At 33.7% G+C, this 11,345-nt stretch carries 18 protein-coding genes; 17 read left to right on the forward strand and 1 reads right to left on the reverse strand.

Annotation, left to right across the window (positions count from 1 at the left end; all coding sequences use genetic code 11):
* The first annotated feature begins 13 nt into the window (after positions 1-13).
* From MKZ14_RS02545 to MKZ14_RS02575, 7 genes are all read left to right on the forward strand, one after another.
* Positions 14-829 (forward strand): hypothetical protein, encoded by an 816-nt coding sequence (locus tag MKZ14_RS02545; RefSeq protein WP_333006404.1) that lies wholly within the window; start codon positions 14-16, stop codon positions 827-829.
* A gap of 65 nt (positions 830-894) precedes the next feature.
* Positions 895-1,086 (forward strand): XtrA/YqaO family protein, encoded by a 192-nt coding sequence (locus tag MKZ14_RS02550; protein ID WP_333006405.1) that lies wholly within the window; start codon positions 895-897, stop codon positions 1,084-1,086.
* 135 nt (positions 1,087-1,221) lie between these two features.
* Positions 1,222-1,473, forward strand: a complete 252-nt coding sequence (locus MKZ14_RS02555; protein WP_333006407.1) for a hypothetical protein — start codon at positions 1,222-1,224, stop codon at positions 1,471-1,473.
* On the forward strand, positions 1,474-3,681 hold the full coding sequence (locus MKZ14_RS02560) for a hypothetical protein (protein WP_333006408.1): 2,208 nt from the start codon (positions 1,474-1,476) through the stop codon (positions 3,679-3,681).
* Between the two features lie 96 nt (positions 3,682-3,777).
* Positions 3,778-4,014: a hypothetical protein gene (locus MKZ14_RS02565; protein ID WP_333006409.1), complete on the forward strand. Its 237-nt coding sequence runs from the start codon at positions 3,778-3,780 to the stop codon at positions 4,012-4,014.
* 74 nt (positions 4,015-4,088) lie between these two features.
* Entirely contained in the window at positions 4,089-4,280 is a 192-nt protein-coding gene (locus MKZ14_RS02570) for a terminase small subunit (protein ID WP_333006410.1), read from the forward strand.
* Between the two features lie 20 nt (positions 4,281-4,300).
* Positions 4,301-4,672 carry a hypothetical protein gene (locus tag MKZ14_RS02575; protein WP_333006411.1) on the forward strand — a complete coding sequence of 124 codons (372 nt, stop codon included), beginning with the start codon at positions 4,301-4,303 and terminating at the stop codon, positions 4,670-4,672.
* Positions 4,673-4,855: 183 nt separating this feature from the next.
* On the opposite strand, the gene MKZ14_RS02580 is transcribed toward MKZ14_RS02575, so the two are convergent.
* Positions 4,856-5,062: a helix-turn-helix transcriptional regulator gene (locus tag MKZ14_RS02580; RefSeq protein WP_333006412.1), complete on the reverse strand. Its 207-nt coding sequence runs from the start codon at positions 5,060-5,062 to the stop codon at positions 4,856-4,858.
* A gap of 215 nt (positions 5,063-5,277) precedes the next feature.
* Here MKZ14_RS02580 and MKZ14_RS02585 point away from each other — a divergent pair, with 215 nt between their 5' ends.
* The 10 genes from MKZ14_RS02585 to yidC all read left to right on the forward strand — a co-directional run bounded on the left by MKZ14_RS02585 (position 5,278) and on the right by yidC (position 11,264).
* Positions 5,278-5,505: a hypothetical protein gene (locus MKZ14_RS02585; protein WP_339280600.1), complete on the forward strand. Its 228-nt coding sequence runs from the start codon at positions 5,278-5,280 to the stop codon at positions 5,503-5,505.
* Between the two features lie 245 nt (positions 5,506-5,750).
* The gene (locus MKZ14_RS02590) at positions 5,751-6,062 is read left to right on the forward strand and encodes a hypothetical protein (RefSeq protein WP_333006414.1); all 312 of its coding nucleotides are present in this window, start codon (positions 5,751-5,753) and stop codon (positions 6,060-6,062) included.
* A gap of 2 nt (positions 6,063-6,064) precedes the next feature.
* Positions 6,065-6,391, forward strand: a complete 327-nt coding sequence (locus tag MKZ14_RS02595; protein ID WP_333006415.1) for a hypothetical protein — start codon at positions 6,065-6,067, stop codon at positions 6,389-6,391.
* Positions 6,378-6,620, forward strand: a complete 243-nt coding sequence (locus tag MKZ14_RS02600) for a hypothetical protein (protein WP_333006416.1) — start codon at positions 6,378-6,380, stop codon at positions 6,618-6,620. The genes MKZ14_RS02595 and MKZ14_RS02600 overlap by 14 nt, the downstream gene beginning before the upstream one ends.
* Positions 6,621-6,829: 209 nt before the next feature.
* The gene (locus MKZ14_RS02605; RefSeq protein ID WP_258859109.1) at positions 6,830-7,060 is read left to right on the forward strand and encodes a hypothetical protein; all 231 of its coding nucleotides are present in this window, start codon (positions 6,830-6,832) and stop codon (positions 7,058-7,060) included.
* 448 nt (positions 7,061-7,508) lie between these two features.
* A complete protein-coding gene (locus tag MKZ14_RS02610; RefSeq protein ID WP_258859108.1) occupies positions 7,509-8,051 on the forward strand; it encodes a hypothetical protein in 543 nt (180 codons plus the stop codon).
* The gene (locus tag MKZ14_RS02615; RefSeq protein ID WP_333006418.1) at positions 8,048-8,797 is read left to right on the forward strand and encodes a hypothetical protein; all 750 of its coding nucleotides are present in this window, start codon (positions 8,048-8,050) and stop codon (positions 8,795-8,797) included. The genes MKZ14_RS02610 and MKZ14_RS02615 overlap by 4 nt, the downstream gene beginning before the upstream one ends.
* Entirely contained in the window at positions 8,797-9,804 is a 1,008-nt protein-coding gene (locus tag MKZ14_RS02620) for a hypothetical protein (RefSeq protein WP_258859106.1), read from the forward strand. Before MKZ14_RS02615 ends, MKZ14_RS02620 begins: the two co-directional genes overlap by 1 nt.
* Before the next feature lie 528 nt (positions 9,805-10,332).
* Positions 10,333-10,608, forward strand: coding sequence for a hypothetical protein (locus MKZ14_RS02625; RefSeq protein ID WP_016994177.1), 276 nt, complete (start codon positions 10,333-10,335; stop codon positions 10,606-10,608).
* A 23-nt stretch (positions 10,609-10,631) separates the two neighbouring features.
* The gene (gene yidC, locus MKZ14_RS02630; RefSeq protein WP_016994176.1) at positions 10,632-11,264 is read left to right on the forward strand and encodes a membrane protein insertase YidC; all 633 of its coding nucleotides are present in this window, start codon (positions 10,632-10,634) and stop codon (positions 11,262-11,264) included.
* The last annotated feature ends 81 nt before the right edge of the window (positions 11,265-11,345 follow it).

The raw sequence follows: 11,345 nt of genomic DNA on the forward strand, positions 1-11,345 counted from the left end.
AGGAGAAGCGTATATGTTTTGTGTCATTCAGAAAATGCAAAAGAAAAAGCCAGATGCGTATGGCGCACGCAAAGAAATCATTGTCACTGAAACAAAATTCGGCTTTGTTGGTGAGGAACCGAAAACATCATACGGTTACACATACAGCGATAAACGTTTTGAACGCCCTGTATTAGATGCTTATAAAATTAGTATACATCACAGCTACCGAGAGAATGGCAAAGTGAAAAAGAAACAATGGGTTATACGTACCGTGAGTTATTACGACTTGATAGAGTATTCGCTTTATGATTGCGCTGATAGTAGCATAAGAAAAGTCGCAAAAGAAATGGACAAAGAGGAAGATTTTCTTTACGATCTGATTTATGAAAAGTTGAATCCCATCATTGAGAAAATCGAAGCAGAGTTCCAACAGACAGAAGAATATAGGGCTAAGAAAGAACAAGAAGCGATTCTTAGAGCACATAGAGAAGCGGAGGCGGCATTTGAAAAAGAATATGGTCAGGGCGAATATCAGTATTGCTATGACGTATTTGGTGCATTGCGTAATCCAACTTACTTAGAGGAATTAAAGGTTAAGAAAAAGGCGAAAGAAGAATATGCAAAGCGTAGTTACGAGGAAAGTTTCAAACGTAACTACAGCAATTATTCGGATGCAAGCGGTAGTAGTTACTCAAGTGATGGATCTAGTAACTACAACGAGGATGAAAAGAAGATACTTCACGAACTTTACCGATTGGGTTCCAAGAAGTTTCATCCGGATGCATGCGGTGATGATGGTAACAAGATGAAATTCTTAACAAAATTAAAAGAACAGTGGGGACTATAAGTTAGTAAAGGGCAGTCTATAGCTTAATATGACCACTGTTAGTAAAATAAAAAGGGGGTAGCAGGGTGTATCCATTAAAATTAGATTTAAATGGCGCTTTATATATACCAGTTGAAAAACTAATTGTTCCTTGTGTAATTGTGGTATCTGATGGAAAGGCGAAATTGCAACCATTACAAGCTTTTGGAACATTGGAAGTTATTGTACAAGATAATAAGGTTTCTCGTATAAATAACAAGGAATCTATTGTGTTTTAATGTATCATTGAAGTAGAAAGATAGAATAAAAGTCTATCGGAAGAACCGAGGACAACAAGCGAAATTGGGCAATACACCCTTTTTCCGTTTGTTGTCCTTTTTATATGCAAAAACGAAAGAAATGAGTGATGAAAAGTGGACTCAAAGGAATTATTTACGGAAGAACAAAGATTATGGTTATCCAAAATTAATTTACTGCAAGAGGAAATAAATCATTTCAACTTAAAAACCAAACGATTAAAGATTGACTTGCAATTATGTACAAACAATAAGCGCTTAAAACGCATTAAAAGAGCTTACAAAAAGCACTTGGAATCATGGGAAAAACTCAAAGAGAAACTTAAATTCTTAAGGGAACAGTATGAAGGGCTAACAAGGGGTGATTAAATGACCAGTGCTAGTATGCGTGATATGTATGTTGGTATTTATTTTAGGGACGGAGCAACAACAACTTTACAGCATTTAAATCAGGTCATGGATAACATTGGAGATGAAATAGTCAATGTTGGTCAAGGATTAACTCATACGACACAGGGCTTTAACCATTTTGGTCATGCAGGTATATCAGCTTCACAAAACGTTGCACACGGATTAAATAACGCCGAAACGGAGGCTGGACAATTAAATCAAGAAGTACAACATGTTAGTAAAACATTAAATGGTTTTAAATCAATGATGCGTGGTCTTACAGGGATAGTTGCTGGTGTATTTGCTGCTAATGAGGTTAAAGAGTTTGGACTTAGTTCAATCGAGGCAGCAGCTGGAACACAAGCTATAAGTGCCCAATTTGAACAAGTTTTTGGGCAAAGCCAATCATTGGCACAACAGACGGTGAATCAAATGGGGAAAGATTTTGGTATGGTTCCTAACCGAATTAAACCAGCATTTACGAAAACAACATCTCAATTTCTGGGGTTAGGAATGAAAATAGAATCTGCCATGAAAAAGGCTGAGCAAGCTACTTCTATAAGTGCAAATGCTGCGGCATTTTTTGACGTTTCAATGGAAGATGCTCAAGGTTCTTTAAATAGTTTTATCAAAGGGAACTACGAAGGCGGTGAAGCTATTGGGGTATTCGCGAATGAAGCCCAATTAGCTGCTTTTGCAGTATCCAAAAAACTAGTAAAAACTACAAAAGAATGGTCAAATTTAGATGAAGCTACTAAACAAGCAACACGATTAGATTATGCAGAAAATATGTTGGCAGCCGGTGGAGCTATTGATGAAGTTGGGAAGAAAACTGGTCAAGCTAGTAGAGAAGCGAATTCTTATGAAAATCAACTAGGTAATCTTAAACAATCTTGGACGGACTTAAAGGCAGGGATTGGAGGACCTTTATTACAGCCGTTTGTTGATAGTATGGCCAGTGCATCAAAATGGATGGAAAACTTCGACACTGACAAGTTGGTCAATAAAATCGATCGTGTAGTTTCTTTTGCGGGAACTGCTAAGGATACCGTCATGTCTTTAGTGAATGACACAGGAAATGTATCTAACTTGTGGCAAAACTTCGGTATTTCAAAAGATGCGAGTGATGAGATTGCTTCAATTGCTGACACCATGAAAACTACATTCGTAGCAGGTATAGGTGTTGCAGAAACGGCCTTTAACGGATTTAAAACAGGTTTAGGCTGGGTAATCGATAATAAAGAGTTAGTTATATCAGGCATAGCTGGTATTGCAGGTGGCTTCACTGCATTTAAAACAATTAAAACGGGATTAGATATCTTTGAGAAGGTAAAGTCAATTGGGAGTATAGGTGGTATGGTAGCAAAGTTTTCTAATCCAATAGGTATTGCAACAATCGCTATCGGAGGTCTAATAACTGCGGGTGTTTATTTGTATCAAAATTGGGACACGGTCAAGGAAAAAGCTTTAGGACTATGGGAAACGTTGAAAAATAATCCTATGGCTGCATTGGTGGCGGGACCTATTGGTGGGCTTATTGCTGCAGGTATATCCTTGTACAATAATTGGGATGACATTAAAACAAGAGCCATTTCTTTATGGACTACAACTACAGAAAAGTTTACAGCTATTAAAGAATCAGTTTCAAACTTTGTGCAACCAGCAATTAGTTGGTTTGATAGTCTATCGACTAAATGGAGTGAATTCAAATCGTCTATATCCAACTTCAAAGTACCGAAATGGATATCTACTATAGGTAGCACAATTAGTGGTGCCGCAAGTACCGTTAAGGGTTGGGTCACAGGTGGTCCTGACGGATCTCATGCTACAGGCCTTGAACGTGTACCTTACAATGGTTATATTGCTGAATTGCATAAAAATGAGGCCGTCTTAACTGCCCAACAGTCTAGTACACTAAGATCAATGGGGATACTTTCATCAAACGGTGATGGGACACCAAGTTTAGATTTACAACAAAATACAACGCCTTCAGAACCAGTATCAACGACTTCTACTGTATCAACCACAAGGACTTATGGTGGTGTTCAAGTTATTAATACGTTCAATTTAACATTTCACGGTACCAATGATGCTAAGGGAATTGAAAAAACAATAAGAAACGTTGTACCACAATTAATTAGAGATACGATTGGCGATATGATTGATACAGAAATGCAAACCATGTAGGAGGGTGGAGTTTGATGTGGTTTTGAGAGTGGAATTTATAGAAAATTGTTCCATAATGTTGCCTTTCCTATTATGAATGACTGGGAGGTGATAAAGATGAAAATAACAGAATTAGATTACAACAAATTAGCTAACGCACTCTTAAAAACTCCGTTAGTTTCTATGAAACTAAATCATAAACATTTAAGTAGCTCTTTAAGAGATTATGTTTCACCAGATGCAGGATTGGAAGTTGAATATGTCAGAGATTTGTTTACTTTGACTACTGATGAAATCATTACGAAATGGTATGGTGGAGATGAAAAAGCCCCCGAGTTACTTTCAAATTTATAGCATTTAGGACTGCGCTCTATAAGAGGCAGTCTTTTTATTTTTTATTAAGCAACTAGCATAATGGGGTGATGCCATTGATTGAACGAAAATTAAATCCAAAGCAACAAGCCTTTGCTGACTACTACATTGAGTTTGGGAATGCTACTGAAGCTTATATTAAAGCAGGATATAACGAAAAGGGTTCTCGTGCTAATTCTGCAACATTGATAGCAAATGATAGCGTTAAAGCCTATATAGACAATCTTATGGAGGAGTTGAGCAGTTAACCAAGAAGAGATGAAGGAAGATGACTGATATTTATGTTTCTTGTAAAATATTTGATAAATCAAATAATAATGGAGGTATGGTTGTGGCTAAAAAAAACGAAATAAACCAGGTTAATATTGAGGTTAAAATAGCTGAACTCGAACTAGAAATTGTTAAATTAAAAATTCAGCAGGTAGCGGAAGAGGCATTTTTACAAGGAGTAGAGTATGGAAAGCAACAGCATAAATGGCCTCCTTTGTTAACCAATTCGGATTTAAAAGAAATATTTCAGTGTAGTGATACTGTAGTACATCAATTAAAAAAAATATCCGGCTTTCCGAAATTCCCATATATGCAAGCTAGATACCCAAGAGACGAGGTATTCGAGTGGATAAAAAATAATTCAATTTAATAGCTTACAGCATGTTTCACCAATTCAAAAGTTTCGAAGTCGTTAGTGAGAGACTAGTAGATTACCTGTATCAAAGCAGCATTTGAAATATAGCTTATATTGAGCATTCAATACGACGTTACAACTAATCCATAAACAAAAAATGCATCCGCTCTATAAGAGTAGATGCTTTTTGTGATGTATTTAGATTTTGTCCCCATCTTCCAAGAAGAAAAATCCTTCATATTTAATGCCTAATGCTTCAGCAATCTCAATCAATTCTTTCTCACTAAAGTTGTCACGTTTAAATTTATTGTATAAGTTTTGAGGTTTAGTGCCTAATTTTTCAGCGAGATCAACTGCAGATATTCCTTTTTTGATTAAAAGAATTTTAATTTTTTCAGCCATCATTTTATAACCACCTCCTATAAGTATTATAACATTAAAAAGTTTGTTTTTGTAACTATTAAATTTAATAATGTAACTAATATGTGTTGACAATGAAACTGTTTAGTTTTATTATGTAATCAATAAGTTACATTTTTTGTTTAGTAGACCATCAATGGTTAGTCGGTGAATGGACAAGAAATAGCCGACGTGTTGCAGGAAGGCAGGTGAGACAGATGATGTACTTTGGTTTTGTAATCAGTCGTGAAGATGAAGCGAATTTCCCTCACTTCTCAAATGTGACTGAGGCGCGTGCTTATTTTCAAAAGCGCTATGGAGATCTTTATAACCTCGGAAGTAGAGAAAGACAATTCGATGGCTACTGGGGTGGTTATATTTATTTTGATGATGTTGATGGGCAACCGGTTCAAATCGGTGAAGATGGATCCGTGCATGTAGTTTATTAATTTATGAGGATTAGAAATCGAGGAGGGAGTGAGGATACATGAAAGTAACAGCTAAAGAATGGTGTGCCATGTCAGACCGCAACAAGCAATTACTTTTGAATGCAGTAGCTAGATAAAGGACAAGGTGGACTTCATAAAGCAATTAACAGACAAGGCTAGCAAAAAATAACAAAAGCTATGTTAAAAGGGTATATGTGCTACTTACACAGCGCATTAAATAATGGTTGAAAGCGAGGAATATTGTAATGGCAACGAAAAAACCTAACTACTTTATTCGTAGCAAGTACGCAGACGGATATTTACTACTGGAAGCGGTGCACGTTGAAACTGATATAGTTTTTCATAACTATCAAATTATTGCCGAAAATGAGCAAGATGCGAATCTCACAATAGAAGCCTACAAGCGTTTTATGTCTAAAAATGACAATGCTTTACGCTTTATGGCGTTGCATTTGGCGGATACTTTAGAAGTGGATTATAAAGGAAAATCTGCTAATGAAATAGCATTTTTAATAGTTGCTAAAATAAAAGAATCTGATATACGAGGGGAGCAATGATAATGAAATTACGGCAGTTCGTGGTAGAAAATTATCGTGTTTCGTTACATTACAAAGCTGGTATAGCAAAGGTGGCTTTAGAAAGTACGGATAACCACTTTGCGGTGCATTGCTATTGTACACAAGTAGAAGATATGCGTGAAGCGTTTATTTTGTATCAGGCATATAGTCGATTCATAGAAAGTCATTATGTTTATGTTTTACTAAATTTTGCTATATATGAGCATTATGGGGCGGAAATAGTTGGGTGTTATTTGGATGAACTAACTTCTGAAATCCAGACAGTAGTACAACAAATGAAAGAGGTGCAAGCAGATGAGAAACATTAAAAATATTGATTTTATGGAAGGTTCAAACTTAGCCATTTTAGAGGAATATTGTACAGATCGTTGGAACGCATTGGCTGAACGTACTAACACAGAGTCATTCATTCGTATGACTGGTAGACAACCAGTGAACTATGAAGAAGTGCAAACGTGGGTGAAAGGATTGTCAGAAAGAAAAGAAGTAGCCGCAGCGTTGGCAGACGCTACAGCCGAATTGATTCATGCCCTTTGATGTGCAGGGATAGTTTATCATACAGTTTTATTATATGGCAATTAGAAGAGTCTTACAGTACAATGTAAGGCTTTTTATGTTGTTTTGAACTGCCTCAAACAGCCAAAATACTATGAAATGAGAATGAAGAGTTAGGTGTTGCTTTGAGGGCAAAAAGTTATTACATATATTTCATCTTCTGGGTTATGATTGGGTGGGGGTGAATTGAAATGAACAATATCTATCTAATTACTATTCAAGATATTTCTATTTTGGAACTTGAAGAGGGGGAAGAATTTTGTGATTTTGAGGAAGCTAACATGGGTTATTTTTCAGGTACAGAAATAGAAGTCCAAAGTAAGTGTAGAGAATTGGAAAATAATATGTCAAACAGACATTTTATAGATGAAAATAATATATTCCCTAGATTTGTGTACGAAAAATTAAATGAAATAAAATAAGTGCAAAATTTTTCAATATAGACGAAAGTTTAATAATGAAAATAAATATCCTTCGGGATGTTTTTAATTTGCATAATAAAATAGGTACTAACTGCCTGCCTTCATAATTTTAAGGTATTCGGTAGAACTTTTGAAATTGTAATATTGTATCAAAATGTTATTTCAAATTTTAAAAAAATTGGATTATTATTTTATTTTATAATATTTTGTAAATGAAGATGAGGAAGATATAAAAAAACAAATCATTCTGTAAATATTCAAAAAGGTATACACATTGTGGATGGTCAGGTGATTAAAGGAATGGTTAGACATATCCCGTTCGAATTAAATTTCTAAAGGAATTAAACGGAATATGTGGAATAAATAATGGTGATAATGGTAGCATAAAATTAAAAAGATAAGTATAATTTTTATGCTTAGGGCTGTTTAAATTGTGGAGGTGAAGAAAATGCAAATTTACAAATTATTTTATAAAAATCCAAACCTGAAGGATATTAGTAAAATTGTTGGTGGTGCGCCGGTGATTATCGGGAAATCCTCAGAAAGTTTTGGTGTTAGGGTTGATCCGGAACATTACCGTGAATTTATAAATGGCATTAGTAAACACTTGAAAAATGCAAAAATTAAGCAGCATATTATGACCGATTTTAAATTTATAGAATTAATCAAGAGGATGGAAACATTAAATATCTGTGTAAAAGATATTAATTTCTATGACGCAGACCAATTACAGGACGATGAAATTGTACAGGAATTAAAATCAGCACTATGGAAAGAGAGTAATAATGAGATAAAAGAGCTTATTATAGAAGCTGTAGAAGCTGGTATGAAAATCCAAAGTATAATAGTTTATCTGGATAAAGGTGATCAAAGTCAAGAAAGAGTTGGGATTTTTTCAAATGGAACAATTACTATTGAGAATTCATCCACGTTAAAAAAAGAAAATTTACGGATAATTGATTTTTTAGTAAAGGGGCCAACTGCCATTTGAAGAAAAAAATTGTACCTATTTTGATTCAAGCCGGATCTAACATATTAGCTCTTTGGTTTGTTTTTGTAAAACAGGAAGGCTTTTTCATTAGTGTCCTGCAAAAGTTTGATATAAACACCCAAGCTGCACAACGCGGTATTTTGGCTGCATTGGCTGTATTGTTTGCTAGTTTAACTATAAATTTTTTAGAGTGGTTAATTTTCGAAATTATTTTTAAGCCTGTTGAAATTAAAGTCAATTTCAAGAATATAAAAAATAATCAAATAAAAAAACTTCTTATTAATTATTCTGCATCTAAAATGTTGGAAGCAAAAGCTGTTTACTTATTTCATATAAATATAAGTGGAGGTAATAAACTAACCAACATTTTATTAAACTGTTTGAAAAGCGATATTATTATTAAATACAGACCTGAATATTATCAAACTGAAATAAGTAATGGTTGGATTGATGAAAAACCAAGTAATCAAAATTTTGTATATAAAGACAAAAAAGAGAATACTAGAATTTATTGGACTCACGTTGTTCAAAAATCAGGGGAAATTGAAGATTCTATTGAATTAAGACCTGAACTAATTATTTGTCCTACGAACTTCAATTCACCCAAGTCACAAGTGGAATATGTAATAGGATCACATTATCATAGTTTTAAAATTTTGAGATTTGTATTTAAAATAATTAATAGATATTTAGTGAAAATAGATAGCAACAAACTACAAATTATGCTTAAGGAGGAAAGGAACTAGTGGCAGGTACTACTATTTTGAGTATAAACGAAGAGATTAAAACTCTAGAACAAGTTGAAGAAAAGATTTTGAGTATAAATTGTTCAAGTACTATAAAGCACGTTAGTGAACAAGTATTAGAAGCATTATCAGAGCAAGAAAAGCAATTGCTCTCATTATGGCGTAGAAGTGATGATTTCCCTGGGGAAATTCAAAATTTTACTTTGCCAAATGAAATACAAATTCGTTATTTAGTAAGGGAAACTTTCATAGAGACTTCTAGAAGAAAGGTTAACATGTTTGATGAAGAAGGTAAATTATTACCTAAATCTCAACGTACTATTACGGATTCTATTCAGACAGTTTTTTTTGAAATTGGGGATCGTATTTATGTCATATTAAACTCCACTAATTTGATTTCAATAAATAAATCAAAAAAACTATTTGGTGATAAGTTGAAAGAGACTGCTGCAGGAGAAATCGAAATTACAGAATATATGATAGATCCAGATTTGTTTTATTGGTTATTTTTTAAACATGAAAAAGATAATGGAATATTAGAACCACGGTTTGAAGTATCGGATATTGCTGGTTTTGTAGGTAATATTGCAGATGAAAATCACACTATTAAAGGGAATAGTGTGGATACACCATCGTTGTTAGTAACAAAAGCCTTTGTTAGTAAATTTCACCCTTTCAGATCATTGCATGTTGTATTAAAGTATCAGAATTATACTTTAGATTTTATACTAAATGATCGTTCGGAATGTTATATTAATCCTGGTTGTTCAATACCGAATATAAGAATTGATAAACAAATTGCAGCTAGTATAATTATCTATGGTTTTATTATACCTAGACTATATGAAATTTTTAGTGAAGATGAAGTTTGGAAAAGAGATACCACAAAGCAGGATTTTACTAAGAATATGGGTCTTGAAGTTATAAAAGAAATAGCTGATTTTCATGGAATCAGTGCAGAAGAAATTAAAGCTTTGATCAAGTCTGAAGATGCAAAAGAAGCATAATAAAAGAAAGGTTGAATCAGTCATTTAATGATTCGATCTTTCTTTTATTTATTAACTATTTACTACGTTATAGTTAAGCGCTTTATTCTAATTCGGTTACATACCCATTCCTGTACACACGCTCGCCATTTTATTATCCAGTCTCATTCAGTCACACATTAGCCCCACTTAGCCCCAAAACAATGCTATTACAAGCAGTATTTTGCATTATAAAAAATTGGATAGATACTTAAACTGTTGATATATCAATGGTTCATTAGACTTTCGTGTTCACTTTGCAACCGTCCCATATTAGGCTGGGTAAAATAAATAAGACATTGTAAATATGATTGGTTGAATGGGGTTAGCTATGAGCTAGCCCCATTTTATATTTTTGAAATGAAGAATGAGCCTTAGCATAAAATTGAAACTTATTTTATTTTGTTGCGTAGATAAAATAGGTAATAGTTTATATATTACAAAAGAGAGAAAGATTGTTGAAAATAAAATGTATGTTTCTTCAATTTAAATAAAGGAAGGAGGAGTATTATGATTTGGTCACTTCTCATTAATGATTTATTCATTTTTGTCAGTTCAATGGAATACTTTTGGCTATTAGCATCTTTGGTTTTAACTGTACTAAGTGTTCATTTGCATCTGTATCTTGTTCATGAAATAACCGTTCAAGAAGTGAAGGACGAAGAGTTTGAAGTTGACTATAATATCACTAATACTTGGACTCCACCTATGCTAACGTGGTTTGTATTGTGTATTAGAATGTCAGAAAACAATGAGGAAGAAAGTGTATCTCCTAGTTTGAATTAAACTATAAACTAGGAGGAAAACCATTGTTAACATTTTTAGCACAACCTATTATTAGTCTCATTCATTTCATCCATTCTTTTACAGGGAGCTATGCAGTGAGTGTCATTGGCATAACGATTGCAGTCAGATTAATTCTTATGCCGTTATTTATTCAATCGGCAAAACACCAAAAACACTCAAAAGAATTAATGACTACCATTAAGCCTGAATTAGATGCGCTTACAGACAAATATAAGAATAGTCAAAGCGAATCTGAAAAAAGAATGGTACAACATAAAATCCAAGAGCTAACTTCAGATTCATTGAAAAGTTCTTTATTAGGATGTTTACCAATTATCATTCAATTACCGATATTATTTTCACTGTACTACGCAATTAAGCTAGATTCAGTGATAGCCAGTGAAAATTTCCTTTGGATGAATTTAGGTACGATTGATATGGGGATTTCGATGATTGCTTGTTTGATTTATTTCATTCAAAGCTGTATAGCCCTAGAGAAAAGTCAACCATTAAATATGAAGATAATGGTATTTATTAATCCAATCATGATCCTCATTTTTAGTCTGTTCAACCCAGCGATTATCCCCATCTATTGGACTGTTAGTGCTTTATTGTTAATCGTTCAACAATTGATTATAAAAAAATGGTATAGATAAAATGAAATCCTCTCTCTCCGTTATTGGAAGGAGAGGGTTTTTATTTTCTCTAATAAACTTGTTATGGAGCTTTACATCACT

The sequence above is a fragment of the Lysinibacillus sp. FSL P2-0066 genome, assembly GCF_037969495.1.
In the GTDB taxonomy this organism is placed as follows: Bacteria; Bacillota; Bacilli; order Bacillales_A; family Planococcaceae; genus Lysinibacillus; species Lysinibacillus boronitolerans.